The following is a 26,245-nucleotide window of genomic DNA, read 5'->3' as shown; positions in this document are numbered from 1 at the left end:
CCCCATGACCCACACCCCCGCTCCCACCGACGTCCTGCTGTTTGACATGGATGGCACGCTGATTGATTCCATGCCGCTGCACGAGCTGGCCTGGGCTGACTGGCACGCGCGCCACGGCCTGCCTTTCGAGGGGCAGGCTTTTTTTGAGGCCACCGCCGGGCGCAGCAACACCGAGGTCATGGGCGAGCTGCTGCCCCGCCTGGACGCCACCGCCATCGCGGCCGAGGCCAAGGTCAAGGAAGGGCTCTACCGCGAGCGCGCCCTGACGCAGCTGCAGGCCATCAAAGGGGCGCTGGATTACCTGCGCCGCGCCCGCGCCGCCGGGCACCGCATGGCGGTGTGCACGGCCTCGATGCCGGACAACATCGCGCTGGCCACGCAGCGCTTCGGGCTGGATGAGCTGGTCGAGACCATCGTCTGTCCGGCCGACGCGCGCCATGGCGGCGCAGCCGGCGAGCTGCTGCGCGGCAAGCCACATCCGGACATCTTTCTGGAAGCGGCGCGCCGCCTGGGCGCAGACCCGGCACAATGCCTGGTCTTTGAAGACGCCCCGCTGGGCGTGGAGGCCGCCCGCCGCGCCGGGATGCGCGCCGTGGCGCTGACCACCACCCTGCCCGCCAGCGCGTTCGAGACCTACGACAACGTCAGCCACGTGATGGCTGATTTTTGCGGCTACGCGCCGCTCACGCCGCCCGCCCCCTGAAGGCAGCGCCCGACCTCATCCCTTTTTTCCGGATCGCCCATGACTGCTGCTTCCACCGCCCCCGCCGACACCGGCGTGGTGCGCCGCCAGGATTACACTCCGCCGGCCTTCCACATCCGCGAAACCCACCTCAGCTTTGATCTGGACACGGCCAAAACCCGCGTCGCCAGCCGCCTGCGCATCGAGCCCCAGGCCCACGCTGCCGGTCAGCCTCTGGTGCTGGACGGCGAAGGCCTGACGCTGCTGCGCGTGCAGATCAACGGTGACAGCGTCAGTTTCCGCCAGGAGGGCGACACGCTCACCATCGACAGCGTGCCCGCCGAGCCCTTCTGGCTGGAGCTGCGCAACACCGTCGCGCCCGACAAAAACACTGAGCTGTCGGGCCTTTACGCCTCCAGCGGCGGCCTCTTCACCCAGTGCGAGGCCCAGGGCTTTCGCCGCATCACCTTCTATCTGGACCGGCCGGACGTGATGTCGGTTTTCACCGTGACCCTGCGCGGCGACACCGCGCGCTTCCCGGTGATGCTGTCCAACGGCAACCTGGTCAGCCAGTCCGACCTGCCCGAAGGTCGCCACGAGGCCGTCTGGCACGACCCGCATCCCAAACCCTGCTATCTGTTTGCGCTGGTCGCCGCCGATCTGGTCTGCCGCGAGCAGCAGGTGCGCAGCCGCAGCGGACGCGATCACCTGCTGCAGATTTACGTGCGCGCTGGCGATCTGGACAAGACCGAGCACGCCATGCAGTCGCTGATGGCGTCCATCGCCTGGGACGAGCACCGCTTCGGTCTGTCGCTGGATCTCGAGCGCTTCATGATCGTCGCCGTGCCCGATTTCAACATGGGCGCCATGGAGAACAAGGGCCTGAACATCTTCAACACGCGCTACGTGCTGGCCAAACCGGCCACGGCCACCGATGCCGATTTCGACGGCATCGAATCGGTGGTTGCGCACGAGTACTTCCACAACTGGACGGGCAACCGCATCACCTGCCGCGACTGGTTTCAGCTCTCGCTCAAAGAGGGTCTGACCGTCTTCCGCGACCAGGAGTTCAGCATGGACATGGCGGGCAGCGCCTCGGCGCGCGCCGTGCGCCGCCTGGCCGACGTGCGCCAGCTGCGCGCCCTGCAGTTCCCCGAGGACGACAGCCCCATGGCCCACCCGGTGCGCCCGGACAGCTATGTCGCCATCGACAATTTCTACACCATGACGGTGTACGAGAAGGGCGCCGAAGTCGTGCGCATGATGCAGACCCTGGTCGGCCGCGACGGTTTCCGCAAGGGAATGGATCTTTACTTCCAGCGCCACGACGGCCAGGCCGTGACCTGCGACGATTTCGCCCAGGCCATCGCCGACGCCAACCCGGACAGCGCGCTGGCGCAGCAGCTGGATCGGTTCAAGGTCTGGTACGCGCAGGCTGGCACGCCGCGCCTGCACGCGCGCGGCCAGCACGACGCCGCCGCGCAGACCTACACGCTGACGCTGACGCAGTCCAACCCCACCGCCGTGCGCGTGCACGGTCAGGAAAAGGCGGCGCTGATCCCCGTGCGTCTGGGCCTGCTGGACGCCAGTGGCCGCGCCCTGCCCCTGCAGCGCGCGGGCAGTGATGCGCCTGCCGTCCAGGAAGAACTCGTTGTGCTGACCGAGGCGCAGACCACGCTGACGTGGACCGGCATCGCCCAGCCGCCCGTGCCGTCGCTGCTGCGCGGCTTCTCGGCGCCGGTGCTGCTGCAGGATGATCTGTCCGCGGACGACCGCCTGCTGCTGCTGGCGCACGACGCCGACGCCTTCAACCGCTGCGAGGCCGCGCAGCGCCTGCTGCTGGATCAGGGCCTGGCGGCGCTGGAGCAGACCAGCCCGCTGCCGCCGCTCAGCCCGCGCCTGGTGGATGCGCTGCGCGCCGTGCTGCGCGACCCGTCTCTGGACGCTGCCTTCAAGGCGCAGGTGCTCAGCCAGCCCGCGCAGGCGCAGTGGGCGCAGGCCCTGTCCGAGCGCGGTCGCTTGGTTGATCCGCAGGCCATACACCGCACGCACAGCGCGATCACCGCGCAGCTCGCCCAGCAGCTCTGGGACGACTGGCTGGCGGCTTTCGACGCGAGCCAGATCAGCGCCGCTTACGCGCCCACGGCCCAGCAGGCCGGGCAGCGCGAGCTGGCCCACCTGGCACTGCTGCACATCGCCGTGGAAGCCCAGCGGCGCGGCGACGCCATCTGGCCCGGACGCATCTACCAGCGCTTCAAGGATGCGGGCAACATGACCGACCGCATGGGCGCGCTGCTGGCGCTGCAGGCCGCCGGGCACCCGCTGTTCGATCAGGCGCTGGCGCGTTTTTACGAGCTGTTCAAAGGCGATGCGCTGGTGCTGGACAAGTGGTTCGCGCTGCAGGCGCGCACGCCCGAGCCGGTGGATGGCGCTCCGGGCGTCGCGCTGGCGCGCGTGCGCCAGCTGCTGCAGCACCCCGATTTCAGCCTGGCCAACCCCAACCGCGCGCGCAGCCTGATCTTCAGCTACTGCATGAACCCGGCGGGTCTGCACCTGCCCGGCGGCGAAGGTTATGCCTTCTGGGCCGACCAGGTGCTGGCGCTGTCGCCGCGCAATCCGCAGGTGGCTTCGCGCCTGGCGCGGATGCTGGAGCGCTGGCGCGTGCTGGCCCCCCCCTGGCAGGATGCCGCCCGCGCGGCGCTGGAGCGCGTTGCCCAGGCCGATCTGCCCAGCGACGTGCGCGAGGTCATCGCCCGCGCGCTGGCGCCGCAGTCCAGCGCCGACTGAATCCCTTCCCTCTTCTGACCCGCACACAGCCGCCCACCATGAGCACAGCCCAACGCATCAGCCTCTCCCGCTACCTGATCGAGCAGCAGCGCGAACACGGCCACATCTCGGCCGAACTGCGCCTGCTGATCGAGGTCGTGGCCCGCGCCTGCAAGCACATCGCCGTTTCGGTCAACAAGGGCGCGCTGGGCGAAGTGCTGGGCACGGCGGGCAGCGCCAACATCCAGGGCGAGGTGCAGAAAAAGCTGGACGTGATCGCCAACGAGGTGCTCATCGAAGCCAACGAATGGGGCGGCCACCTGGCGGGCATGGCCTCGGAGGAAATGGACACCATCCACGTCGTGCCCAACCGCTACCCGCAGGGCGAGTACATGCTGCTGTTCGATCCGCTGGACGGCTCGTCCAACATCGACATCAACGTCAGCATCGGCACGATTTTCTCGGTGCTGCGCAAGGTCGGGCACGCGCGCGGCGTGTCGGAGGCCGATTTCCTGCAGCCCGGCAAGGCCCAGGCCGCCGCGGGTTACTGCGTCTACGGGCCGCAGACCACGCTGGTGCTGACGGTGGGCGATGGCGTTTCGGTGTTCACGCTGGACCGCGAGCTGGGCTCGTGGATCCTCACCGCCGAGAACGTGCAGATTCCGCCCGCGACGCAGGAATTCGCCATCAACATGAGCAATATGCGGCACTGGGACGAGCCCACGCGGCGCTACATCCACGACTGCCTGGCCGGTGCCGATGGCCCGCGCGGCAAGGATTTCAACATGCGCTGGGTGGCCAGCATGGTCGCCGACGTGCACCGCATCCTGACGCGCGGTGGCGTTTTCCTCTACCCCTGGGACACGCGCGACCCCACCCGGCCCGGCAAGCTGCGCCTGATGTACGAGGCCAACCCCATGGGCTTCATCGTCGAGCAGGCCGGGGGCCTGGCCAGCACGGGCACGCAGCGCATCCTGGACATCGTTCCGACCGAGCTGCACCAGCGCGTGCCGGTGGTGCTGGGTTCGCGCGACGAGGTCGAAGCGGTGATGCGGTATCACGACCAGGCGCAGGGCTGAGCCTGCTGCGCCAGGCTAGATGATCTTCGAGAACTGCGTGCGCCCGCCCGCCGCAGTGGCGCGGTTCAGACCGGTGTCGAACACCATGGCAATGGCGCGCACCAGGTACCATCCAGCTTCGGTGACGCGCAGGCCACCAGCCCTGATATCGACCAGGCCCGCCTCGGCCAGGGGCTGAAGGCGCGCCAGTTCGGACGCAAAAGCGCTGGCGAAAGGCTGGCCCAGACGCAGCGAGAGCGCGTCGGCGTCCAGCCGCCCCTGGCACATGATGGCCATGATGAGATCGCGGCGCAGCAGGTCGTCGGCGCTCAGGCGGTGACCGCGCACCACGGGCAGGTGTCCGGCGCCCAGGGCGGCTTCGTACTCTTCCAGGGTCTTGGCGTTCTGGCTGTAGGTGTCGCCCATGCGACCGATGGCTGAAACGCCCAGCGCGATCAGATCGCAGTCGGGCTGGGTGCTGTAGCCCTGGAAATTGCGGTGCAGCCGTCCCTGCGCCTTGGCCTGAGCCAGCGCGTCGTCGGGCCGGGCGAAGTGATCCATACCGATGTGCTCGTATCCGGCGGCCTGCAGCGTGTGCAGCGCGCCGCGCAGCAGCGCCAGCTTGTCGCCGGGCGCGGGCAGCTCGGCGTCGATGATGCGTCGCTGCGGCTTGAAGCGCGCAGGCAGGTGCGCGTAGGCGTAGAGCGCCACGCGATCGGGCGCAAGCTGCACCAGCTGCTCCAGCGTGCGCGCGAACGAATCCGGGGTCTGGCGCGGCAGACCGTAGATCAGGTCGGCGTTGATCGATCGAAAGCCGATGGCCCGTGCCGCCGCCATCAGATCAAACACGCCCTGCGCGGGCTGGATGCGGTGCACCGCCTGCTGCACGTCGGGGTCGAAATCCTGGACGCCAAAGCTCAGGCGGTTGAAGCCCATGTCCCACAGCGCCTGCAGGCGCTCGGGCGTGACGGTGCGCGGATCGACTTCGATGGCGAACTCGCCATCCGCCGCCAGGCCAAAGGCGGCGCGCAGGCTGTCCATCAGGGTGCGCAGCTCGTCGTCCGAGAAAAAAGTGGGCGTCCCGCCGCCCAGGTGCAGCTGCGACACCGCCCGCCCAGCGCCCAGATGCGTGGCGATCAGGCCGATCTCGCGCTGCAGCAGCGCCAGGTAGGGCGCGGCGCGCTCGGTGTGGCGGGTGATGATCTTGTTGCACGCGCAGTAGTAGCACACCGACGCGCAGAACGGGATGTGCACATAGACCGACAGCGGCGCGGCAGCACGCTGCGCATCGCTGCCACGCTCGCGCAGCGCCTGCAGCAGATCGGGCTCACCAAAAGCGTCGTGAAAACGGTCGGCGGTGGGGTAAGAGGTGTAGCGCGGGCCGGGGATGTCAAAACGGCGCAGCAGATCGTCGCTGAGAAGGGCACTCACGGCAAAGTCCAGTCGGGATAGGGTCAGACACGAATCGGGTCAGACCGCCATTGTCGCAGCAGGCCCACCCGCAGCGCCATCCGCCAGATGGGTGAGCCACTGAATGCCCCGCGATCTCGCTCAGGCTGTTTTCAGCCAGCCGTCCCACACCGCCTTAACGATGAGCACGCCGACCACCACGATGAACACGCCGCGCACGAATCCGGCGCCTTTGCGCAGCGCCAGGCGCGACCCCAGCACGCTGCCCGCCACGTTGGCCACGGCCATCACCAGGCCCATCTGCCACCACACATGCCCTTTGGCGCCCAGCAGCAGCAGCGCCGCCAGGTTGGTGGCCACATTGAGCACCTTGGCGCCCATGGCCGCACCCAGAAAATCGTAGCCCAGCACGCGCACCAGCAGAAAGACCATGAAGCTGCCCGTGCCCGGCCCGAAAAAGCCGTCGTAAAAGCCGGTCGCGGCGCCGATCAGGGCAATCAGGACAGCCTCGCGGCGTCCGCTGTAACGCGGTGCGTGCACCTGGCCCAGGTCCTTCTTGACCAGGGTGTAAACAAACACCACCAGCAGGATGACCGGCAGCAGACGGCGCAGCGCGTCAGCCGAGACCAGCGTCAGCGCCCAGGCCCCCGCAAACGAAGCCAGCGCCGCCGCCGCAGCGCCCCAGCCCAGCGCCCGCCAGCGCACCGGCACGCGGCGGCTGTACTGCCACGCCGCCATGCCCGTGCCCCAGACCGAGGCCGATTTGTTGGTACCCAGCAGCGTGGCCGGTTCGGTCGTTGGGAAGGCCGCAAACAGCGCAGGCACCAGCACGAGGCCCCCCCCGCCCACGATGGCGTCGATGAATCCGGCCAGGCCGCTGGCCAGGGTGATGAAAATCAGCTCAAGCATCATGTTCCGCAGAAAGTCTGGTAACCCGCCGTGATGTCCGGCGCGGCCGCTTCGGCGTAAGGCGCGCGGCGCGCGTCCTGGCCATCGGGGGAAAAGGGCTGGCGCAGCGCCGCCATCAGCGCATCAAAGGGCGCCAGATCGCCCGCCGTCGCGGCGGCCAGCGCCTCTTCGACGCGGTGGTTGCGCGCGATGATCCAGGGGCTGTGCTGGCGCAGGCGGGCGCGGGCCTGGGCGGCGGGCATCGTGCCTGGCCCAGCCTGCGCCAGGCGCTGCTGCCAGCGGGCCAGCCAGGCATTCAGGGGCGCCTGGGCCTCGGCGCCAAACAGCGCATGAAGACCGCCTGACGCCCCCGTATTGGCGCCCATACCGGCGCCCATACCCGCGCCCGGCCAGGCCCCCGCCAGGTGCCAGCCCGCCAGAGTGTGATCCACACGGTGCGCGTGCAGCAGCGCCAGCCAGTCGTCGAGCAGGCGGTTGTCGCCCGCATCCAGCGCAGCGTCCGCCGGGCCGGGCGCATCCAACCCCCAGCGAGATCGCGCCAGCGCCAGACGCGCGGCGCCGTAGTGGCTGGCGAAGGCCTGCACAGCCTCGGTTGCGGCGGGGATGGCGGCGGCCGGATCGGCGCTGGGCGGGACCATCAGCGGCAACAGGGCCTCGGCCAGGCGCGCCAGGTTCCAGGCGGCGATGCGCGGCTGGTTGCCGTAAGCGTAGCGTCCGCCCAGGTCGATCGAGCTGAACACCGCCGCCGGGTCGTGCGCCTCCAGCATCGCGCAGGGGCCGAAATCGATGGTTTCGCCGCTGAGCGTCATGTTGTCGGTGTTCATCACGCCGTGGATCAGGCCGATGTCCATCCACTGCGCGATCAGGTGGGCCTGGCGGCGCACCACCGCCTGCAGCAGCGCCAGCGCCTGCTCCTCAGCAGGCAACGCGGCCAGGGTGGGGTCGTGGCGCGCCACGGTGTGGGCCAGCAGCGCCTGAAGCGCCGCCGTGTCCTCTCGGGCCGCGAAGTATTCAAACGTCCCCACGCGGATGTGGCTGGCGGCCACGCGGCACAGCACAGCGCCGGGCAAAGCGGTGTCGCGCCGCACGGTCCCGCCCGTGGCCACCACCGCCAGCGCACGCGTGGTCGGGACGCCCAGGGCGTGGAGCGATTCGCCCATCAGCGCCTCGCGCAGCATGGGGCCGACGGCCGCCAGGCCATCGCCGCCGCGCGAGAAAGGCGTGCGCCCCGAACCCTTCAGCGCGAGGTCGCACAGCGATCCGTCCGGCGCCCGCAGCTCGCCCAGCAGCAGCGCGCGGCCATCGCCCAGCTGCGGCGAAAAGCGCCCGAACTGGTGCCCCGCGTAGGCCTGCGCCACCGGCTGGCTGCCCGTGGGGAGCGCGTTGCCGCTGAAGCACTGCGCCAGATCGTCGTCACTGACACCGTCGGTCGGCAAACCCAGCTCCTGCGCCAGATCGCGGTTAAACCACAGCAGACGCGGCTGTGGCGCGGCCTGCGGCGCAGCAGGCGCGCTGCCGCCGGGAATATCGCGCGCGTAAGTGTGTTCCAGAGCGGATGTGAACGACAAAGGCCTCATAGGGCGCCACCCAGCGTCCAGTTCTTGATCTGCGCCAGGTGGTCGCGCAGGCGGGCGGCTTTCTCGAAATCGAGGTTTTTGGCGTGTTCCAGCATGTCTTTCTCCAGCCGCTTCAGGTGGCGGCCCAGGTCTTTCTCGCTCAGCGACAGCGCCTGCTTTTCGGTCAGCCAATCGCTGGCGCCCATCGCCTGCGCCGATTTGCGCGCCGTGTCGATGGCCTTGGTCGCGGCGCTGGACGCCACCCCGTCGATGATGTCGCGCACCGCTTTTTTCACCGTGCGCGGCGTGATGCCGTGTTCCAGGTTGTAGGCCACCTGGCGGGTGCGGCGGCGCTCGGTTTCCTGGATGGCTTTTTCCATCGAGCGCGTCATTTTGTCGGCGTACAGAATCGCCTTGCCCGAGGCGTTGCGCGCCGCGCGGCCTATGGTCTGGATCAGGCTGCGCTCGGCGCGCAGAAAGCCTTCCTTGTCGGCGTCCAGAATCGCGACCAGCGAAACCTCCGGAATATCCAGCCCCTCGCGCAGCAGGTTGATGCCGACCAGCACATCGAAAATCCCGAGGCGCAAGTCGCGCAGAATCTCCACCCGCTCCACGGTGTCGATGTCGCTGTGCAGGTAGCGCACCTTGACGCCGTTCTCGGTCAGGTATTCGGTCAGCTGCTCGGACATGCGCTTGGTGAGCGTGGTGATGAGCACGCGCTCCTCGCGCTCGGTGCGCAGGCGAATCTCCTGCAGCACATCGTCCACCTGGTGCGTGGCGGGGCGCACTTCCAGCAGGGGGTCGACCAGGCCCGTGGGCCGCACCACCTGCTCGACGACCTGCCCGGCGTGCTGCATCTCGTAATCGGCCGGCGTGGCGCTGACGAAAATGCTCTGGCGCATCTTGCCCTCGAACTCGGCGAATTTCAGCGGCCGGTTGTCCAGCGCGCTGGGCAGGCGGAAACCGTAATCGACCAGCGTGATCTTGCGTGAGCGGTCACCGTTGTACATGGCGCCAAACTGGCCGATCAGCACGTGGCTTTCGTCGAAGAACATCAGCGCATCGTGCGCCAGATAATCCACCAGCGTGGGCGGCGGCTCGCCCGGCGCGGCGCCGGACAGGTGGCGGGTGTAGTTCTCGATGCCCTTGCAGTGGCCGACCTCCTGGAGCATCTCCAGATCAAAGCGGGTGCGCTGCTCGATGCGCTGCGCCTCGACCAGCTTGTTGGCGGCGTAAAGCTCGGCGGCGCGCTCGCGCAGTTCGACCTTGATGGTCTCGATGGCCGCCAGCACCTGCTCGCGCGGCGTCACGTAGTGGCTGCTGGGGTAGACGGTGAAGCGCTTGACGCCCTGCAGGATGCGGCCGGTGAGCGGATCGAACAGCGAGAGGCTTTCCACCTCGTCGTCGAACAGCTCGATGCGCAGCGCCTGCTCGGAGTTTTCGGCCGGAAACACGTCGATGGTGTCGCCGCGCACGCGAAAGGTACCGCGCCCGAAATCGATGTCGTTGCGCGCGTACTGCATCTTGACCAGCTGGGCGATGATCTCGCGCTGGTCCAGCGCGTCGCCCGCACGCAGCGTCATCACCATTTTGTGATAGCTGCTGGGGTCGCCAATGCCGTAAATGGCGCTGACGCTGGCGACGATGATCACGTCACGGCGCTCCAGCAGACTTTTGGTCGCCGACAGGCGCATCTGCTCGATATGCTCGTTGATGGCGCTGTCTTTTTCGATGAACAGATCGCGCTGCGGCACATAAGCTTCGGGCTGGTAGTAGTCGTAGTAGCTGACGAAATACTCGACCGCGTTGTGCGGAAAAAACTCCCGGAACTCGCTGTACAGCTGCGCCGCCAGCGTCTTGTTGTGCGCAAAAACGATGGCCGGGCGGCCGCTGCGCGCGATCACATTGGCCATGGTGTAAGTCTTGCCCGAGCCCGTCACGCCCAGCAGCGCCTGAAAGCTCAGGCCGTCCTCCAGGCCTTCGCAGAGCTGGTTGATCGCGGTGGGCTGATCGCCCGCTGGCTCGTAGGGCTGCCAGAGCTGGTAGGGCGAGCCCGGAAACGTCACGATGCGGCCCGGTCTGTCGTCCGAGTCAAGAGGGGCAGATGTCATGCACAAATCCACGAAAAAAGGGCGGAAAACCGCGCAGATCGCTCCGGAAGCCACCGAAAACAGCGGTCTGCCTGACAAGTGTGTCAGATAAATTCTGACAAGCGTGTCATCAAACGCCGACGTCCGCGATGGAAGTAAGCCGATAACCTGGGCCTCTTCCGGGCTTTAGAGTGGGAACCGTTGCGAATCACCTTCTGACCTCGCCCCACCTTATAACGCCTCACCGCGCACCGGAGTTCACCATGAAAACAGAACAGATCCTCGCCGAAATCCGCGAAGCCAACCTGTCTTACCTGATGCTGGCGCAAAGCCTGATCCGGGCCGACCGCGAACAGGCCCTGTTCCGTCTGGGCGTCACCGAGGAAACCGCTGCCATGATCGACGTGCTCAGCCCCGCGCAGATGCTGAAAATCGCCTCGACCAACACGCTGCTGTGCCAGTTCCGCATGGACGACAACCTGGTCTGGGGCCTGCTGACCAACCACGGCAAGCCGGCCGCCAACGAAGGCATTTCGCGCCTGCACGCCTCCATCCTGATGGCCGGCCGCTACGACCACGCCGCCTGATCGCCTGCAGACTCATCGCGCACGATCTAAAATGGTGCGATGAACTGGCCCGATCCGCCGGATACGTCCGCTTCCCCCAACCCGCTGGCCCTCGACGGCCAGCTGTGTTTTGCGCTCTACGCCGCGCACCTGGGCATGAACCGGGTCTACCGCCAGGCCCTTGCCGGGCTGGATCTGACCTACCCGCAGTACCTTGTCATGCTGGTGCTGTGGGAGGGCGATGGGCTGCGTGTCTCCGACATCTGCCAGCGCCTGATGCTGGACACGGCCACCCTGACCCCGCTGCTCAAGCGCCTGGAAGTGCGCGGCCTGCTGACCCGCCAGCGCGCCACGCACGACGAGCGCCAGGTGCTGGTCACCCTGACCGACAGCGGCCGCAGCCTGCGCCAGCAGGCGCTGGACGTGCCCGGCTGCATCCACGCCGCGCTGCAGTGCAGCCCCCAGGACCTGGCCGCGTTGCGCGACCCGTTGATCGCCCTGCGTCAGCGCCTGGACGCTCAATAACCCCAGCAGCGCCAGGTTTTGCCGCAGCGCGCATAATTAGATCGTTCGCTACTTAATAGCGTGCAAATTCAAGATCACAGTCCCAACAGGAGAACTTCATGAGCGTCGAAAAAATCATTTACACCGCCCACGCCTCAGCCACCGGCGGCCGCGAAGGCCGTGCCACCAGCAGCGACAAGGTGCTGGACGTGCAGCTGACCACGCCGAAAGAACTGGGCGGCAACGGCGCCACCGGCACCAACCCCGAGCAGCTTTTCGCCGCCGGTTACAGCGCCTGCTTTCTGGGCGCCATGAAGTTTGTCGGCGGGCGCGACAAAATCGCCGTTCCGGCGGACACCCAGGTGGAAGGCGCTGTCGGCATCGGCCCCATCCCCACGGGCTTTGGCATCGCGGTCGAGCTGAAAATCAGCCTGCCGGGTCTGGACAAAGCCACGGCGCAGAAGCTGGTGGACGCGGCGCACATCGTCTGCCCGTACTCCAACGCCACGCGCGGCAACATCGACGTGACCCTGACGCTGGTGGAAGACCAGGATGAAAAGGTCAGGAGTTGATAGGGTTTAGGCCCAGAACCCGGCGATCCTGACCAGCACCGCCAGCACCGCCAAAGTGCAGGCGGCCGCCACCAGGTCATCAAACAGGATGCCCCAGCCCTGGCGCCAGCCTATGGCCTCGCCGGGGCGCAGCTTGTAAAGGCCATCCGCCCAGCCCACCGGGCCGCGCTTGACGGCATCAAACAGCCGGAACAGGCCAAACGCCAGCAGCTGCTGCAGCCAGCCCGGGAAGGGCCCGGCGGCCGCCACCGGTGTCACCCACCACAGCACCAGCCAGAAGGCCCAGATTTCGTCCCACACCACGCAGGACGGATCGGCCCGGTTCAGGCCACGCGCCGCCTCGGTGCACACCGCCACGCCCACCACCGCACCCAGCACGAAGACGCTCCCCCAGATGGCATCGCGGCTCCAGCCCGTCATGCCCACCCAGCCCAGCAGTGCATCCAGCAGCGCAAACGCCAGCCAGGCGGCCAGAGTGCCCGCCGTCCCCGGCGCCCAGGGGCTCAGCCCCGAACCGCCGCCCAGCGCCAGCCAGCGGCCGGGACGCTGGCGCATCCAGGCCCAGTTCGCCCGGGGCGACTCCGGTTGAGGGATCACGGCGGGCAGCGCTTCAAAAGCGGTCGAAGACGATGTGGCAGACATGGAAATTCCAGCCAAAAACCCGATCCGGCGCCGGATCAGAAATGAACAAAACCGCCCGTCGGCGGCGCCAGCGCCTGCCCGTCGGCCACAACAATCACCGCAGCCTCTGCGGGTTGTGCAGGACGCACCCGGCCCACGCAGTGCACGGGCGTGCCACTGGCCTGCGCGGCCGCCAGCACGGCCGCGTGGGCACCGACCGGGGCGGTGAAAGCCAGCTCGTAATCATCGCCGCCCGCCAGAATGGCCTGCTGGCGCTGGACATCATCCAGCAGCGCAAGCGCCGGGTGGGCCGGCAGGCGGTCAAAATCCAGCTCGAAGTGCAGAGGCCCGTCCGCCTGGCCTGACGCCCGCGCCACATGGCCCAGGTCGGCCACCAAGCCGTCGCTCAGATCAATCGCGCTGTGGGCGATGCCACGCAGCGCCTGGCCCAGCGCCACGCGCGGCTGCGGGCATTCCAGTCGGTCGATGGCGGCCTGAAACAGCGGACCAAGCGCAAACCGGCCGGGCTCGCGCCGCGACTGCAGACCCAGATAAGCACCGCCCAGATCGCCGCTGATCCAGACCTCGTCCCCCACCCGCGCACCGCTGCGCAGCAGGGCCTGGCCCTGGGGCACTTCGCCCATCACCGTCAGCGTCAGGCTCAAGGGGCCGCGCGTGGTGTCGCCACCGGCCAGCACCGCGCCATGCGCGTCGGCCAGCGCGAACAGGCCGTGCGCCAGCGACTGGCACCAGGCCTCTTTCGCGGCCATGGCGCGGGGCAGGCTCAGCGCGAGGAAAAACGCCCGGGGCGTGGCGCCGCAAGCCGCCAGATCGCTCAGGTTCACGGCCAGCGCCTTGTGGCCCAGCCGGGCCGCATCAACATCCTCGAAAAAATGCACGCCCGCGACCAGCGTGTCGGTGGACACGCACCACTGCTGGCCCGGCGTGGGCTGAAGCACGGCGCAGTCGTCGCCAATACCGAGGCTCACGAGGCTCACGACGCTCACCTCGCCCGCGCCGTGCACGGGCGGTCGTGTGAAGCAGCGGCGGATGAGGTCAAACTCGGCGGTGGGCATGGCGCGTATTGTGCCCCCGCCACGGCCCAGACCGCAGGCGCTGGCGCGGGATTACCCCCATCCAGCCGCCTGCCCGCCGGAGGCCGCCGTGGCAGCACCTACAATCAATGCAGTCCCAACCTGGTGCCCCAGCGGCGCCCGCCCGCCATGAACAGCCCCCTGCCCTCGCCCATTTCCGACGACGAAAAAGCCCAGCGCCAGGCCGACCTGCGCCGCGCCGCACTCGATTACCACGAGTTTCCGACGCCGGGGAAAATCTCCGTCACCCCCACCAAGCAGCTGACCAACCAGCGCGATCTGGCCCTGGCCTACTCGCCCGGCGTCGCCGCCGCCTGCGAGGAAATCGTCGCCGATCCGACCACCGCCGCGCGCTACACGGCGCGCAGCAACCTGGTCGGCGTGGTCACCAACGGCACCGCCGTTCTGGGCCTGGGCAACATCGGCCCGCTGGCCAGCAAGCCGGTCATGGAGGGCAAGGGCGTCCTGTTCAAGAAGTTCGCCGGGATCGACGTTTTTGACATCGAAATCAACGAATCCGACCCCGAAAAGCTCATCGAGATCATCGCCGCGCTGGAGCCCACTTTTGGCGGCATCAACCTGGAAGACATCAAGGCGCCGGACTGCTTCCTGGTCGAGCGCCGCCTGCGCGAACGCATGAAAATTCCCGTCTTCCACGACGACCAGCACGGCACGGCCATTGTCGTGGGCGCGGCCATCATCAATGGCCTGGAGGTGGTCGGCAAGAAGATCACCGAGGTCAAACTGGTCGCCAGCGGTGCGGGCGCCGCCGCGCTGGCCTGCCTGAACCTGCTGGTCAAGCTGGGCCTGCCGCGCGAAAACATCTGGGTGACCGACTTGGCGGGCGTGGTCTACGAGGGCCGCACCGAGCTGATGGACGAGGACAAAGCCATTTTCGCCCAGCCCACGCCGCTTCGTACGCTAGCGGAAGTCATCCCCGGCGCGGACATTTTCCTGGGTCTGTCGGCCAAGGGCGTGCTCAAGACCGACATGGTTGCGGCCATGGCCAAGCAGCCCATCATTTTCGCGCTGGCCAACCCCAACCCGGAGATCCTGCCGGAAGACGTCAAATCGGTGCGCGATGACGCCATCATGGCGACAGGTCGCACCGATTACCCCAACCAGGTTAACAATGTCCTGTGCTTCCCGTACATCTTCCGGGGCGCGCTGGATTGCGGCGCCTCGACCATCAACGACGCCATGGAAGTGGCCGCTGTCCACGCCATCGCGCAGCTGGCGCGCGCCGAGCAGGACGACACCGTGGCCGCCGCCTACGCGGGCATCAACCTGAGCTTTGGCCCCGAATACCTCATCCCCAAGCCGTTTGACGCGCGCCTGATGATGAAAATCGCCCCGGCCGTGGCTCAGGCCGCCATGGATTCCGGCGTGGCCACGCGGCCCATCGCCGACATGGCCGCCTACGCCCACCACCTGCAGAGCTTCGTCTACGCCTCGGGCACGATGATGAAGCCCATTTTCAGCATCGCGCGCAAGGCGGCCAAAAAGGCCATTGCCTTCAGCGAAGGCGAAGATTACCGCGTGCTGCGCGCCATCCAGGTGGTCGTCGACGAAGGCGTGGCCCGCCCGTGGCTGATCGGCCGCCCGCGCGTCATCAACGACCGCATCGCCCGCCTGGGCCTGCGCCTGGAGATGGGCCGCGACTTCGAAGTCGTCAACATCGACGACGATCCGCGCTACCGCGACTACTGGCAGACCTACCACAGCATGTTGCAGCGCAAGGGCGTCACGGTGCAGCTGGCCAAGATCGAAATGCGCCGCCGCTTTTCGCTGGTCGGCTCGATGCTGCTGCACAAGGGCGAAGTCGATGGCCTGATCTGCGGCACCTGGGGCGTGACCAACAACCACCTGCAGTACATCGACGCGGTCATCGGCAAGCGGGCGGGCGTCAACACCTACGCCTGCATGAACGGGCTGATCCTGCCCGGGCGCCAGGTTTTTCTGGTGGACACGCACGTCAACTACGACCCGACGGCCGAACAGATCGCCGAGATCACCGTGCTGGCCGCCGAAGAGCTGCGCCGCTTCGGCATCGAGCCCCGCGCGGCGCTGCTGTCGCACTCCAACTTCGGCAGCAGCCAGATGCCCTCGGCGCTGAAAATGCGCGCTGCCCGCGATCTGCTGCGCGAGCAGGCCCCGTGGCTGGAAGTGGACGGCGAAATGCACGGCGACTGCGCGCTTGATGTCAGCACGCGCAAGGACGTGGTTTCCGACAGCACGCTGCTGGGCGAAGCCAACCTGCTGGTACTGCCCAACATCGACGCCGCCAACATCAGCTACAACCTGCTGAAATCGGCGGCGGGCGGCGGCATCGCCATCGGGCCCATCCTGCTGGGCGCCAGCAAGCCGGTGCACATCCTGACGCCTTCCGCCACCGTGCGGCGCATCGTCAACATGACCGCGCTGACGGTCGCCGACGCCAACGCCAGCCGCTGACGGACCGGGGCTGCCGCCCCGATCCCCGGCACAGCACAGCGCACGATAGCCTGTCAAGCCCGGCCGCCCCGCCGCCGGGCTGGCGGGGCCATGGCTTGAGCTTTGGGGACGCATTGGCTAAGATGGCGAATTCATGAGAATTCACCCGGGTATGCCCAAGCCATCGTTGTCGCGCCAGCAGCCCTCCCGCCGCTTCGGTTGGGGTCGGCTGGATCTCCCCACCACTCTGGCGCTGGTGTTTTTTGCCGCCCTCCTGCTGGGTTTGGGGTATCAGTGGGGCGCCAGCCGCACTGGCAGTGCGCAAGCCCGGACAGGCGCCCCCACGGTCGCCTTCGCACCAGCCGCTTCCCAGGCCACCGCAGCTAAGGCGCAGGCGCCTTCGGGCAGCGGTTCCGAAGCACTGAACGCCCTGCTGGACGCAGCGCCCGTCGGGCTGCCCACGGTGGCTTACAGCGCCCTGCCGCCTGAGGGCCAGGACATTCTGGGCCGCATTGTGGGCTCTTACGACTTTGATCACGACAAGGACGGCACGGTGTTTGGCAACCGCGAACGCCTGCTGCCCGCCCAGAAACGCGGCTACTACCGCGAATACACCGTCGAAACACCGGGGGTGAGCCACAGGGGCGCCCGGCGTCTGGTGTGCGGAGGCACTCAGCCCCGGGCGCCTGCGCACTGTTTTTACACGGCGGACCACTACGCCAGCTTCCGGCAGGTGGTCCACTGACCCGCGCCAGCCAGCCGACTGGCCCACTGGCGACAAACGCTCTTTTGTTCTTTGATTTCCGAGGATACCGATGATCCAGCTGCAAAACATCCGAAGCAACATCGTTCAGGCCATCCGCGCCTACCGGCTCGATGATCTCGCCCAGGCCGCCCAGGACACGGGGCAACACTTCCTCTACGCCGACCTGACCCAGGCGCAGACCAAGGCTGACGTGCTCGAGATCATTGCCCGCGCCTTCCTCTTTCCCGATCATTTCGGCAAGAACCTCGACGCCCTGTATGACTGCCTGACCAACGCCGTGCACAGTGCTGGCCCACAGGTGGGCTTCATCGTCGTGCTCGACCAGATCCCTGGCAGCGCCCGCTTTGACCGCGATGCCCGCGAGCAACTGCTGGACACCTTCGCCGACGTGGCCGAATTCTGGGCCGACCGCAAGGTGCCCTTCCGCTGCTTTTACTCGTTCTCCATCGTGCAGGACAACAGCACCTGGGATCCGGAACCCGAAACCCCGGCGCTGGACGTCAAACCCAAGCCTGCGTCCAAAAGCGGTTTCAACAGCACCTTTGGCACGCGCATGCCCATGATGTGCAGCGTTTTTGACACCCGCGTCTGGCAGCAGGCCGCGCCGGTCAAGCCCGCCAGCACAACCGCCCAGGCCGTCACCCCCGCTTCCGCGGGTTAGACGGCGGCTTCGGATGAGGGTATTGCACCCGACCCGGCCCTGCGCCGGGTTTTTTTTGGCCCCCCCGGTTTTTTACATGTTCAGGCGGCTCCCCGCAGGAACCTTGTTCAACAAACGGAGTCATTCTGGTATATTCCGCGCCGATTGCTCGCGCTTTCATCAAGCGATTCCATAAAATCGGCGCGTTCAACAATAAAATTCCAGGAAACCGAGAGCTGGTAATGACTCGTGCCACTCGTCTCTCAGTCCCGCCGACCAGGCACCTCACCGGACAGCACCATGGCCTTCACCCTTCGTCAGCTCAAGTACTTCGTCACGGCCGCAGAACTGGGCCAGATTTCCCAGGCGGGTGTGCAGCTGAACATCTCGCAATCGGCGATCACGACCGCTGTGCGCGATCTGGAAGCTTTTCTGGGCAACACCCTGTTTGACCGGACCTCGTCGGGCGTCGTGCTGACGCCCATGGGCCGACGCTTCCTGAGCCACGCCTACGAGGTGCTGGACGCGGCCGACCGCGCCATGGCCATGCCCAACCAGGAAAGCACCATCAGCGGTCGGGTCAAGGTGGCTGTCACGCCGACAGTGATGGGCTATTTCCTGCCCACCCACCTGCAGCGCGTGGGCCAGCTCCACCCCAAACTGCAGGTCGAGATCGAAGAACTCACCCGCCCCGCCATTGAAGAAGCGCTGGTGCGCGGCCAGGTCGACGTCGGCCTGCTGCTGACTGACAACATCCAGCGCACGGGCGATATCAACAGCGAGGTCTTTTTCGGTTCGCCCATGCGCGTGTGGATGGCCACCGGCCACGAGCTGGCCAGCGGCAACAGCACGGACATGAAAGATGTCGCGCGCCATCCGCTGATCATGCTCAACTCGGACGAAGCCGAAGAAGCCGCCATGCGCAACTGGCGCCACTTCGGGCTGGAGCCCAGCGTGGTGCTGCGCACCAGTTCGATCGAAGCCGTGCGCAGCATGGCCGCCAACGGCGTCGGCGTGGCCGTTCTGCCCGACATGATCTACCGCCCCTGGTCGCTGGAAGGCCGCCGCATCGAAACGCGGCCCATCGAAGACGATCTGCCGCCCATGAACGTGGGCATGGCCTGGAACAAGGCGGGCACGCCATCGGCCGTCGCCACGGCCTTCATGGATTACTTCCGCCACTTCTTCTTCAGCCCCAACTCCGGCAACAGCGCCTGGTGAGGGAAGGCCGGGCACAGCGCCCGACCCGGGAATCGGCGTCAGCTCCTGGGTTCGTGCGCGGCCAGTTTGCGGCGCATGCGGTGCGTGCCCCAAGCGACCAGCGCGGCGATCACCGGAATCGAGATCGCCGTGACCGTATCGCTGGACCAGCCGATCAGGGGCTTCAGCCCCTTGCTCAGGTAGTTGACGAGCTGCGAGCCGTAATAGGTCAGCACGACCACCGACAGCCCTTCCACCGTCTCCTGCAGGCGCAGTTGCAGGTGGGCGCGCTGGTCCATGCGCAGGAGCACGGCCTGGTTCTGGCGCTCCAGTTCGATATCCACCCGCGTGCGCAGCAGCGCGCTGGTGCGCGCAATGCGCGCCGACAGGTCAGACTGGCGACGCGACACCGCCGCGCAGGTGTCCAGCGCAGGGGCCAGGCGACGCGCCATAAAGCCCTGGATGCTGGGGTAGCCCGCCAGATAACGCTCCTTGAGATCGCGGATGCGCTGCTGAACCAGGCGGTAATACGCCGCTGAGGCGCCAAAACGATAGGTGGTGCGCGCCACCGAATGCTCGACCTCGGCAGCCAGCTGCGTCAGATCGCCCAGAATGGCGCGCTCGTCCTCGGGCGTGCGCGCCTGGCTCATGCGCGCGATCAGCGCGGCCAGATGCGTCTCGCAGCGGCCCAGCAGCCGCGAGACCTCTTTGGCCACGGGAAACGCCAGCAGCGCGGTGATGCGGTAGGTTTCGATCTCCAGCAGGCGCTGCACCGTGCGGCCGCCGCGCATCCGGCCCAGTCCCCCATCGACCAGGGTGATGCGCGAAAAACCATCGTGCAGCCGGAAATCGGTGAACACCCACGCCGCTTCACCCGCCAGGCTGGACGCCACCCAGTGCTCGCGCGGGTCGCCCAGCTCGGCGAGCTGGCGCTGCACCTGCGCTTCGGTGCCGGGGATGACGTCCAGGTGCGTGGCCACCAGCAGCTCGCCCGGAATCCCCGCCAGCCAGTCGGCCGGAACGCCTGCCAGCGCGGTGGGCGCCGCCGCGTCGGGGCTGAGCGCACGCGCCAGATCCAGCACCGGCGCGGGGCCGGTCACCGGCTGGAAGAAGGTGTAGGTGCAGAACTCGCCGTGCTGCTCCCATTTCAGGCGAAAGGCCGGGGTGTCGATGATGAGGTGGCGCGCATCCGGCCCAGGGACCAGGGGCAGCGCCATGGCCTCGAACAGCCCGGCCAGATGGCGCCGGTGCGGCCCGTCAGGCGCGCTGTCCGCCCCTTCCGGCGCCGCGCCCTGAACGGTGTCGCGGGCGCCGTCGTCGCCGCGCGGGGCGGTCAGAAAGGCCAGATAGCTGACCCGCGTCGGCCCATCCACACGGATGGGCGGGCGGGCGTGCAGCTCGTCGTTCAGGCGCTGGCGCCCGGGGAAAACAGTGAAAGGCATGGGGCTCATGAAGCGGCTCCGGCGGCCATCGAAGGCCCGGTCGAAAAGGCGGGCGGCAGGGCGATCACGCCATCCGCGTCGGCCACGATGAGGTCACCCGGCAGCACCGTCACGCCGCCCAGGCGAACGGGAATCTGGCTCAGACCCTGACCGCGCCGCTCGGTGGGCAGCGGCACCGTGCCCAGCGCGAAGATGCCGACATCGGCCAGCGCCAGCTCGGCCACATCGCGCACCGCTGCGCAGACCAGTACGCCCGCCCAGCCCTGGCGCGCCGCGCTGGCAGCCATGTTGCCGCCCAGCAGCGCCCGGCGCATCGAGCCGTGGCCATCGACCACCAGCACGCGGCCTTCGCCCGGCGATTCCAGCCAGCGTTTGACCTCGGAGTTGTCGTCCAGCGCCTGCACCGTGACGGCCGGGCCGCTGAAGGTCGCGCGCGCGCCATAGGATCGCCAGGGCAGCGCCAGCACACGCAGTTCCTGCGGGCCCTGGGCGGTGGATTTGTGCGCGTCGCACCAGTCGCAGGTCGATGTGGAATTCATGGTGAATTGAAGTGATGGCCAGGAATCAGGACGGCACCGCCGCGTCCCAGGGCAGCGCGGCATACAGGCAGATCGCGCCCGCTGCGGCGACGTTGAGCGATTCGAAACCACCAGGCATGGCGATGCGCAGCGTCTGGGCGCAGCGCGCCTGCACGGTCGCGGCCACGCCCTGCCCTTCGTGACCCAGCACCCAGGCGCAGGGCCAGGGCAGGCGCGTGCGGTGCAGCTCGTGCGGGGCGTCCAGCGCCGTGGCCAGCAGCGGCACGCGCAGGTCGGCCAGTGCGTCGGGCGCCAGACCTTCGACCAGATGCAGGCCAAAGTGCGCGCCCTGCGCCGCACGCATCACCTTGGGCGAAGCCAGCGCGGCCGTTCCCGCCAGCGCCAGCACCTGGCGGTAGCCCATGGCCCGCGCCGTGCGCATCAGGCTGCCGACGTTGCCGGTGTCCTGCAGCCGGTCCAGCACCAGCGTGGGGGCGTCAGGCAGTAGAGCAGGCTGAATCAGGCGGCTGGACTGCACCAGCGCCGCCACCGGGACAGGCGTGACCAGGTCGCTGACGGCGGCAAACAGGCGATCTTCCAGCCACAGCGTCTGGTGGCTCGCGGCCTGCCACTGGGGCAGCAGGCCAGCGCAGCGGCCGTCCTGGACGAGGCCGGGCGTGGCGACAAGGGTATCGAGCGGCAGCCCGGCTTCCAGCGCTGCGGTGAGCAGATGCTCGCCCTCGATCCAGATCAGACCCTGCTGGCGGTAGGCCGCCGGCGTGCGTACGAGCTGGCGCAGGCGCTGCACGCGCGGGTTCTGCGCGGAGGTGATGGGCTCGTGCGGGCTGCTCATGCGCCCCCCTGCCCGGCCAGATCACGGCTCTCCAGTGCGCGGCGCACCGGCGCGAAGCTGTGGCGGTGCTCGGGACACGGACCCAGCGTGGCCAGCGCACTGGCGTGCACGGCCGTGCCGTAGCCCTTGTGCTGCGCCAGGCCGTAGCCCGGCCACTGCGCCTCGGCCTGCGCGCACCAGCGGTCGCGCGCGACCTTGGCCAGAATGGATGCCGCCGAAATCGCCGCCACCTGCGCGTCGCCACCGATCACCGTCTGCACCTGCGCGCGGGGAACCGGCGCCAGATCTGGCGCGCGGTTGCCATCCACCCGCACCTGAATCTGCGCCAGCGGCAAGGCCTCGCCCAGACCCGGCAGCGCCAGCACGGCGCGGCGCATGGCCAGTAGCGTGGCCTGCAGGATGTTGTGCTGATCAATCTCGGCCGCGCTGCTGCTGGCAATGTGCCAGGCGACGGCCTGCGCCTGAATGGCGTCAAACAGGCGCTCCCGGCGCGGCGCGCTGAGCTTTTTCGAATCGGTCAGGCCCGGCAGATCAAAGGCGGTCGGCAGGATGACAGCAGCGGCAAAAACCGGCCCCAGCCAGGGCCCGCGCCCGGCCTCGTCCACGCCCACCAGAAGCACTGGCGCGGCGTTCATGGCCCGGGGCTGCGACCGCGACGCGCGGTCAGCACCTCGTCCAGCGCCTGCGCGCAAAGGCCAGGCGTGTCGCGCCGCAGGCGCTCGTGCAGGGCGTGCAGCTCGGTCTGGAGATCGGCCACGCGCTGCGGCTGATCCAGCCAGCCCAGAATATCCTGCGCCAGCTGGTCGGGCGTGGCCGCGTCCTGCAGGCGCTCGGGCACCAGAAAGCGCTGCGCCAGAATGTTGGGCAGCCCGACCCAGGGCTGATAGCCCATGCGCTTCATGATCTGCCAGCTCACCCCATTCATCACATAGGCGACGACCATGGGACGCTTGAACAGCGCCGCTTCCAGCGTGGCCGTCCCGCTGGCGATCAGGGTGACGTCGCAGGCGGCCAGCGCGGTGTAGGAATCGCCGTCCAGCAGCTGCACGCCCGCCCAAGGCGCCTCGCGCGCGATCAGTTCGGCCAGGCGCGCGTGCAGGCCAGGCACGGCGGGCAGCACAAAACGCAGCTCGGGGCGCAGCGCGTGCAGGCGGGCCACGGCGCGCAGGAAGACGGGGCCGTTGGTGTCGATCTCGCTGCTGCGGCTGCCGGGCAGCACGGCGACCACGGGCACGTCCGCCGCCAGGCCCAGGCGCTGGCGGGCGCCCGCGCGGTCGGGCTCATCAGGGATGACGCTGGCCAGCGGATGGCCGACGTAGGTCGCGGCAATGCCGTGGCGCGCCAGCAGCTCGGGCTCGAAGGGAAAGACGCACAGCACGCGGTCGCAGCTCTCCTGCAGGTGGCGCACGCGCCCGCCGCGCCAGGCCCAGATCGACGGGCAGATGAAGTGCACGGTGGGTACGCCGCTCTCGCGCAGGCGTTTCTCGACGTGCAGGTTGAAATCGGGCGCGTCCACGCCAATGAAGACATCGGGCGGATCGGCCAGCAGACGCTCGATCAGCAGGCGGCGCACGCCCGCGATGCGCGGGTAGTGGCGCAGCACCTCGGCGTAACCGCGCACGGCCAGTTCGGTGTGCGGCCACCAGGCCGACATGCCCTGGGCCTGACTGGCGGGTCCGGCAATGCCGTAAGCCAGCAGACCCGGCCAGCGCTCACGGGCGCCCGCCAGCAGGCGTGCGGCGAGCAGATCGCCCGAGACCTCGCCCATGACCAGCGCCAGGCGCGGATCAGACGTCGGCGCCGGAGCGTTCAACGCACGATGCCGCGCCGGGACGCGGCCAGGAAATCCAGCATCAGCGCGACATCGGCAGTGGCCTCGGCCGTGGTGTCGGCCAGTTCAGCCAGGCGCTCGCGGGCCTGATCCAGCGTCAGGCCGCTGCGGTAGATCAGACGGTGCATCTGGCGGATGGCACTGATGCGCGCGTCGGAAAACGCGCGACGGCGCAGGCCCGTCAGGTTGACGGCACGCACGGTCAGCGGGTGGCCATCGACCGTCATAAAGGGCGGCACGTCCTGCGCCACATGCGCCTGGAAACCCGTCATGCTGTGCGCGCCGATGTGGACAAACTGGTGCACGCCCGTCAGGCCACCGATCACCGCCCAGTCGCCGACGTGCACATGCCCGGCCAGCGTGGCGTTGTTGGCCAGCACACAGTGATCGCCCAGCACCACGTCGTGCGCCAGGTGAACGTAGGCCATGATCCAGTTGTCGCTGCCGACACGGGTCAGTCCCTGCTCCTTGTGCGTGCCGGTGTTGAAGGTGCAGAACTCGCGCACCGTGTTGCGGTCGCCGATGACCAGCTCGGTCACGCTGCCGTCGTGGCTCATGTCCTGCGGCTGCGCGCCGATCGAGCTGAACTGGAAGAAGCGGTTGTCGCGGCCGATGGTCGTTTTGCCTTCGACCACGCAGTGCGGGCCCAGCACCGTGCCCTCGCCCACGCTGACCTCGGGGCCGATGACGCAGTAAGGCCCGACGCGCACGCTGTCGTGCAGGCGGGCGGCCAGGTCAACCAGCGCGGTGGGATGGATCTGGGCCATGGCTTGAACCGCCTGCGGCCTCAGGGCACCTGGCGCATGGTGCACATCAGCTCGGCTTCGGCGGCCAGGTCGGCGCCGACCATGGCCTTGGCCGCGAACTTGTAAATGCCAGCTTTGGCGCGCAGCAGGCTGACGTGCAGGTGCAGCTGGTCGCCCGGCTCGACGGGGCGCTTGAAGCGCGCGCCATCGATCCCGGCGAAGTAGACGACGCTTTTCTCGTCGGTCTGCGTGCCCATGGATTCAAAGGCCAGCAGCGCGGCGGCCTGCGCCATGGCTTCCAGGATCAGCACCCCGGGCATCACCGGACGGATGGGAAAGTGGCCGACAAAATACGGCTCGTTCATGGTCACGTTTTTCAGCGCGACAATGCTTTCGCCGGTTTTGAACTCCAGCACGCGATCCACCAGCAGAAAGGGGTAGCGGTGCGGCAGTTTTTTGAGAATGTGGTGGATGTCCATGGGGCAATTCTAGCGCGGGTCCACCACGGCCTCAGTCGTAAAGCTCGCACTGCGCCAGCGGCAGCGCCGCGGCGTCCTTGGCTGCGAGCTGCGGGGCCTGGCCGCCCAGCCGGTCCAGCGGCCAGTTGATGGCCAGCGCCGGATCGTTCCACAGCAGGCTGCGCTCGAACTCGGGCGCCCAGTAATCGGTGGTCTTGTAGAGAAACTGCGCCGATTCGCTCAGCACCACAAAGCCATGCGCAAAGCCGGGCGGCACCCAGAGCTGGCGGTGGCTGTCAGCATCCAGCGTCACGCCCACCCACTGCCCGAAACGCGGCGAGCTGCGGCGCAAATCGACAGCGACATCAAACACCTCGCCCTCCACCACGCGGACCAGCTTGCCCTGGGGCTGACGGATCTGGTAGTGCAGGCCGCGCAGCACGCCGCGTCGGCTGCGGCTGTGGTTGTCCTGAACGAAGTGGGCTGCGGTGGCGGGCTGACCCGACGCGCCAGTCGCTGCTTCAAAATCACGCTGGTTGAAGCTCTCGAAGAAAAAACCGCGCTCGTCGCCAAAGACGCGGGGCTCGAGGATCAGCACTTCCGGCAGGGCGGTCGGGGTGACGGTGTAGGGCATGTGGGTCTTTCGTTCAGCGGCCCAGCAGGCGCAGTAAATACTGGCCGTAGCCGTTTTTGGCCAGCGGCGCAGCCAGGCGCTGGAGCTGCTCCGCGCCGATCCAGCCTTGGGTGTAGGCAATTTCTTCCGGGCAAGCCACCATCAAGCCCTGGCGTTTTTGCAGCGTGGCGATGAAGCTGGCCGCATCCAGCAGGCTGTCGTGCGTGCCGGTGTCCAGCCAGGCGTAGCCCCGGCCCATGATCTCAACCTGCAGCTGGCCCTGTTCCAGATAGCGGCGGTTGACGTCGGTGATTTCCAGCTCGCCGCGCGGCGAGGGGCGGATGTCCGCCGCTATGTCGCAGACTTGGCTGTCGTAAAAATACAGGCCGGTGACCGCGTAGGCGCTTTTGGGTTGCACCGGCTTTTCTTCGATGCTGATGGCGCGGCGCTGGGCGTCGAACTCGACCACGCCATAGCGCTCCGGGTCGTGCACATGGTAGGCAAAGACGCTGGCCCCGCTCGTGCGCGCATCGGCGTGGGCCAACTGGCGGACCAGGTCATGGCCGTAAAAAATGTTGTCGCCCAGCACCAGGCTGCTGGGGGCGCCGCCGACAAAATCGCGCCCGATGACAAAAGCCTGCGCCAGGCCGTCCGGGCTGGGCTGCACGGCGTACTGGATGCTCATGCCCCATGGGCTGCCATCGCCCAGCAGCTCGGCAAAGCGCGGTGTGTCCTGCGGGGTGGAAATAATCAGCACCTCGCGGATCCCGGCCAGCATCAGCGTGGTCAGCGGGTAATAGACCATGGGCTTGTCGTAGACCGGCATCAGCTGCTTGGACACCGCCTGCGTGACGGGATACAGCCGCGTACCAGACCCACCCGCCAGGATCAGGCCTTTGCGCCGCACACGGGAAGCC

At 68.0% G+C, this 26,245-nt stretch carries 24 protein-coding genes and 1 pseudogene; 10 read left to right on the top strand and 15 right to left on the bottom strand.

What is annotated here, in order from left to right; all coding sequences use genetic code 11:
* Positions 1 to 4: 4 nt before the first annotated feature.
* The 3 genes from RV045_RS05575 to RV045_RS05565 are packed head-to-tail and all read left to right on the top strand — an operon-like array spanning position 5 to position 4,527.
* On the top strand, positions 5 to 703 hold the full coding sequence (locus RV045_RS05575; RefSeq protein ID WP_423234786.1) for an HAD family hydrolase: 699 nt from the start codon (positions 5 to 7) through the stop codon (positions 701 to 703).
* Between the two features lie 39 nt (positions 704 to 742).
* Complete coding sequence (gene pepN / locus RV045_RS05570) at positions 743 to 3,469, top strand: aminopeptidase N (protein WP_423234785.1); 2,727 nt, start codon at positions 743 to 745, stop codon at positions 3,467 to 3,469.
* A 38-nt stretch (positions 3,470 to 3,507) separates the two neighbouring features.
* Entirely contained in the window at positions 3,508 to 4,527 is a 1,020-nt protein-coding gene (locus RV045_RS05565) for a class 1 fructose-bisphosphatase (protein ID WP_423234784.1), read from the top strand.
* A 15-nt stretch (positions 4,528 to 4,542) separates the two neighbouring features.
* Here RV045_RS05565 and hemN read toward each other — a convergent pair whose 3' ends face one another.
* The 4 genes from hemN to uvrB all read right to left on the bottom strand — a co-directional run bounded on the left by hemN (position 4,543) and on the right by uvrB (position 10,492).
* Positions 4,543 to 5,937, bottom strand: coding sequence for an oxygen-independent coproporphyrinogen III oxidase (gene hemN, locus RV045_RS05560; RefSeq protein ID WP_423234783.1), 1,395 nt, complete (start codon positions 5,935 to 5,937; stop codon positions 4,543 to 4,545).
* 120 nt (positions 5,938 to 6,057) lie between these two features.
* A complete protein-coding gene (locus tag RV045_RS05555) occupies positions 6,058 to 6,828 on the bottom strand; it encodes a TSUP family transporter (protein WP_423234782.1) in 771 nt (256 codons plus the stop codon).
* Positions 6,825 to 8,402 carry a protein adenylyltransferase SelO gene (locus tag RV045_RS05550; RefSeq protein ID WP_423234781.1) on the bottom strand — a complete coding sequence of 526 codons (1,578 nt, stop codon included), beginning with the start codon at positions 8,400 to 8,402 and terminating at the stop codon, positions 6,825 to 6,827. Before RV045_RS05550 ends, RV045_RS05555 begins: the two co-directional genes overlap by 4 nt.
* Entirely contained in the window at positions 8,399 to 10,492 is a 2,094-nt protein-coding gene (uvrB, locus tag RV045_RS05545) for an excinuclease ABC subunit UvrB (RefSeq protein ID WP_423234780.1), read from the bottom strand. Before uvrB ends, RV045_RS05550 begins: the two co-directional genes overlap by 4 nt.
* 242 nt (positions 10,493 to 10,734) lie before the next feature.
* On the opposite strand from uvrB, the gene flhD reads away from it, so the two are divergent.
* The 3 genes from flhD to RV045_RS05530 all read left to right on the top strand — a co-directional run bounded on the left by flhD (position 10,735) and on the right by RV045_RS05530 (position 12,113).
* Complete coding sequence (gene flhD / locus RV045_RS05540) at positions 10,735 to 11,058, top strand: flagellar transcriptional regulator FlhD (RefSeq protein ID WP_423234779.1); 324 nt, start codon at positions 10,735 to 10,737, stop codon at positions 11,056 to 11,058.
* Positions 11,059 to 11,097: 39 nt separating this feature from the next.
* A complete protein-coding gene (locus RV045_RS05535) occupies positions 11,098 to 11,562 on the top strand; it encodes a MarR family winged helix-turn-helix transcriptional regulator (RefSeq protein ID WP_423234778.1) in 465 nt (154 codons plus the stop codon).
* Between the two features lie 98 nt (positions 11,563 to 11,660).
* Positions 11,661 to 12,113 (top strand): organic hydroperoxide resistance protein, encoded by a 453-nt coding sequence (locus RV045_RS05530; protein WP_423234777.1) that lies wholly within the window; start codon positions 11,661 to 11,663, stop codon positions 12,111 to 12,113.
* Between the two features lie 6 nt (positions 12,114 to 12,119).
* Here the strand turns inward: RV045_RS05530 and RV045_RS05525 are convergent, their stop codons facing one another.
* Both RV045_RS05525 and thiL read right to left on the bottom strand, forming a co-directional pair.
* The gene (locus tag RV045_RS05525; protein WP_423234776.1) at positions 12,120 to 12,755 is read right to left on the bottom strand and encodes a phosphatidylglycerophosphatase A family protein; all 636 of its coding nucleotides are present in this window, start codon (positions 12,753 to 12,755) and stop codon (positions 12,120 to 12,122) included.
* A 35-nt stretch (positions 12,756 to 12,790) separates the two neighbouring features.
* Positions 12,791 to 13,810 carry a thiamine-phosphate kinase gene (gene thiL, locus RV045_RS05520; RefSeq protein WP_423234775.1) on the bottom strand — a complete coding sequence of 340 codons (1,020 nt, stop codon included), beginning with the start codon at positions 13,808 to 13,810 and terminating at the stop codon, positions 12,791 to 12,793.
* 147 nt (positions 13,811 to 13,957) lie between these two features.
* Between thiL and RV045_RS05515 the strand changes: the two genes are divergently transcribed.
* The 4 genes and pseudogenes from RV045_RS05515 (at position 13,958) to RV045_RS05500 (ending at position 18,888) form a co-directional block, all read left to right on the top strand.
* The gene (locus RV045_RS05515; RefSeq protein WP_423234774.1) at positions 13,958 to 16,282 is read left to right on the top strand and encodes an NADP-dependent malic enzyme; all 2,325 of its coding nucleotides are present in this window, start codon (positions 13,958 to 13,960) and stop codon (positions 16,280 to 16,282) included.
* Positions 16,283 to 16,682: 400 nt separating this feature from the next.
* Entirely contained in the window at positions 16,683 to 17,006 is a 324-nt protein-coding gene (locus RV045_RS05510; RefSeq protein ID WP_423234799.1) for a guanyl-specific ribonuclease, read from the top strand.
* Between the two features lie 73 nt (positions 17,007 to 17,079).
* Positions 17,080 to 17,469, top strand: a pseudogene (locus tag RV045_RS05505) (barstar family protein); the annotation flags it as partial.
* A gap of 498 nt (positions 17,470 to 17,967) precedes the next feature.
* Positions 17,968 to 18,888, top strand: a complete 921-nt coding sequence (locus RV045_RS05500) for a LysR family transcriptional regulator (RefSeq protein ID WP_423234773.1) — start codon at positions 17,968 to 17,970, stop codon at positions 18,886 to 18,888.
* A gap of 38 nt (positions 18,889 to 18,926) precedes the next feature.
* Here RV045_RS05500 and RV045_RS05495 read toward each other — a convergent pair whose 3' ends face one another.
* Genes RV045_RS05495 through rfbA form a run of 9 tightly spaced genes read right to left on the bottom strand, consistent with a single transcriptional unit; the run spans position 18,927 to position 26,235 of the window.
* Entirely contained in the window at positions 18,927 to 20,318 is a 1,392-nt protein-coding gene (locus RV045_RS05495; RefSeq protein WP_423234772.1) for a DUF3422 family protein, read from the bottom strand.
* The gene (rraA, locus tag RV045_RS05490) at positions 20,315 to 20,848 is read right to left on the bottom strand and encodes a ribonuclease E activity regulator RraA (RefSeq protein ID WP_423234771.1); all 534 of its coding nucleotides are present in this window, start codon (positions 20,846 to 20,848) and stop codon (positions 20,315 to 20,317) included. Before rraA ends, RV045_RS05495 begins: the two co-directional genes overlap by 4 nt.
* A gap of 25 nt (positions 20,849 to 20,873) precedes the next feature.
* The gene (locus RV045_RS05485; protein ID WP_423234770.1) at positions 20,874 to 21,680 is read right to left on the bottom strand and encodes a TrmH family RNA methyltransferase; all 807 of its coding nucleotides are present in this window, start codon (positions 21,678 to 21,680) and stop codon (positions 20,874 to 20,876) included.
* The gene (locus RV045_RS05480) at positions 21,677 to 22,315 is read right to left on the bottom strand and encodes a ribonuclease HII (RefSeq protein WP_423234769.1); all 639 of its coding nucleotides are present in this window, start codon (positions 22,313 to 22,315) and stop codon (positions 21,677 to 21,679) included. The genes RV045_RS05485 and RV045_RS05480 overlap by 4 nt, the downstream gene beginning before the upstream one ends.
* The gene (lpxB, locus tag RV045_RS05475; RefSeq protein WP_423234798.1) at positions 22,312 to 23,448 is read right to left on the bottom strand and encodes a lipid-A-disaccharide synthase; all 1,137 of its coding nucleotides are present in this window, start codon (positions 23,446 to 23,448) and stop codon (positions 22,312 to 22,314) included. Before lpxB ends, RV045_RS05480 begins: the two co-directional genes overlap by 4 nt.
* Before the next feature lie 41 nt (positions 23,449 to 23,489).
* Complete coding sequence (lpxA, locus tag RV045_RS05470; protein WP_423234768.1) at positions 23,490 to 24,278, bottom strand: acyl-ACP--UDP-N-acetylglucosamine O-acyltransferase; 789 nt, start codon at positions 24,276 to 24,278, stop codon at positions 23,490 to 23,492.
* Positions 24,279 to 24,298: 20 nt separating this feature from the next.
* On the bottom strand, positions 24,299 to 24,736 hold the full coding sequence (gene fabZ, locus RV045_RS05465) for a 3-hydroxyacyl-ACP dehydratase FabZ (protein ID WP_423234767.1): 438 nt from the start codon (positions 24,734 to 24,736) through the stop codon (positions 24,299 to 24,301).
* 31 nt (positions 24,737 to 24,767) lie between these two features.
* Positions 24,768 to 25,349 carry a dTDP-4-dehydrorhamnose 3,5-epimerase gene (gene rfbC / locus RV045_RS05460; protein ID WP_423234766.1) on the bottom strand — a complete coding sequence of 194 codons (582 nt, stop codon included), beginning with the start codon at positions 25,347 to 25,349 and terminating at the stop codon, positions 24,768 to 24,770.
* 13 nt (positions 25,350 to 25,362) lie between these two features.
* Positions 25,363 to 26,235: a glucose-1-phosphate thymidylyltransferase RfbA gene (gene rfbA, locus RV045_RS05455; RefSeq protein WP_423234797.1), complete on the bottom strand. Its 873-nt coding sequence runs from the start codon at positions 26,233 to 26,235 to the stop codon at positions 25,363 to 25,365.
* Positions 26,236 to 26,245: the final 10 nt, after the last annotated feature.

Source organism: Amphibiibacter pelophylacis, from assembly GCF_037688875.1.
Classification (GTDB): Bacteria; Pseudomonadota; Gammaproteobacteria; order Burkholderiales; family Burkholderiaceae_C; genus Amphibiibacter; species Amphibiibacter pelophylacis.
This window is presented reverse-complemented; position numbering and strand designations above follow the sequence as displayed.

What these genes read in the sequence shown, in the direction of transcription:
- RV045_RS05555 (WP_423234782.1), bottom strand. Translation starts at nt 6,828, where the DNA reads ATGATGCTTGAGCTGATTTTCATCACCCTGGCCAGCGGCCTGGCCGGA.
- RV045_RS05485 (WP_423234770.1), bottom strand. Translation starts at nt 21,680, where the DNA reads ATGAGCAGCCCGCACGAGCCCATCACCTCCGCGCAGAACCCGCGCGTG.
- RV045_RS05550 (WP_423234781.1), bottom strand. Translation starts at nt 8,402, where the DNA reads ATGAGGCCTTTGTCGTTCACATCCGCTCTGGAACACACTTACGCGCGC.
- RV045_RS05500 (WP_423234773.1), top strand. Translation starts at nt 17,968, where the DNA reads ATGGCCTTCACCCTTCGTCAGCTCAAGTACTTCGTCACGGCCGCAGAA.
- RV045_RS05535 (WP_423234778.1), top strand. Translation starts at nt 11,098, where the DNA reads ATGAACTGGCCCGATCCGCCGGATACGTCCGCTTCCCCCAACCCGCTG.
- thiL (WP_423234775.1), bottom strand. Translation starts at nt 13,810, where the DNA reads ATGCCCACCGCCGAGTTTGACCTCATCCGCCGCTGCTTCACACGACCG.
- RV045_RS05515 (WP_423234774.1), top strand. Translation starts at nt 13,958, where the DNA reads ATGAACAGCCCCCTGCCCTCGCCCATTTCCGACGACGAAAAAGCCCAG.
- RV045_RS05525 (WP_423234776.1), bottom strand. Translation starts at nt 12,755, where the DNA reads ATGTCTGCCACATCGTCTTCGACCGCTTTTGAAGCGCTGCCCGCCGTG.
- lpxA (WP_423234768.1), bottom strand. Translation starts at nt 24,278, where the DNA reads ATGGCCCAGATCCATCCCACCGCGCTGGTTGACCTGGCCGCCCGCCTG.
- RV045_RS05495 (WP_423234772.1), bottom strand. Translation starts at nt 20,318, where the DNA reads ATGAGCCCCATGCCTTTCACTGTTTTCCCCGGGCGCCAGCGCCTGAAC.
- RV045_RS05530 (WP_423234777.1), top strand. Translation starts at nt 11,661, where the DNA reads ATGAGCGTCGAAAAAATCATTTACACCGCCCACGCCTCAGCCACCGGC.
- flhD (WP_423234779.1), top strand. Translation starts at nt 10,735, where the DNA reads ATGAAAACAGAACAGATCCTCGCCGAAATCCGCGAAGCCAACCTGTCT.
- RV045_RS05565 (WP_423234784.1), top strand. Translation starts at nt 3,508, where the DNA reads ATGAGCACAGCCCAACGCATCAGCCTCTCCCGCTACCTGATCGAGCAG.
- uvrB (WP_423234780.1), bottom strand. Translation starts at nt 10,492, where the DNA reads ATGACATCTGCCCCTCTTGACTCGGACGACAGACCGGGCCGCATCGTG.
- RV045_RS05480 (WP_423234769.1), bottom strand. Translation starts at nt 22,315, where the DNA reads ATGAACGCCGCGCCAGTGCTTCTGGTGGGCGTGGACGAGGCCGGGCGC.
- lpxB (WP_423234798.1), bottom strand. Translation starts at nt 23,448, where the DNA reads ATGGGCGAGGTCTCGGGCGATCTGCTCGCCGCACGCCTGCTGGCGGGC.
- rfbC (WP_423234766.1), bottom strand. Translation starts at nt 25,349, where the DNA reads ATGCCCTACACCGTCACCCCGACCGCCCTGCCGGAAGTGCTGATCCTC.
- rraA (WP_423234771.1), bottom strand. Translation starts at nt 20,848, where the DNA reads ATGAATTCCACATCGACCTGCGACTGGTGCGACGCGCACAAATCCACC.
- fabZ (WP_423234767.1), bottom strand. Translation starts at nt 24,736, where the DNA reads ATGGACATCCACCACATTCTCAAAAAACTGCCGCACCGCTACCCCTTT.
- RV045_RS05575 (WP_423234786.1), top strand. Translation starts at nt 5, where the DNA reads ATGACCCACACCCCCGCTCCCACCGACGTCCTGCTGTTTGACATGGAT.
- pepN (WP_423234785.1), top strand. Translation starts at nt 743, where the DNA reads ATGACTGCTGCTTCCACCGCCCCCGCCGACACCGGCGTGGTGCGCCGC.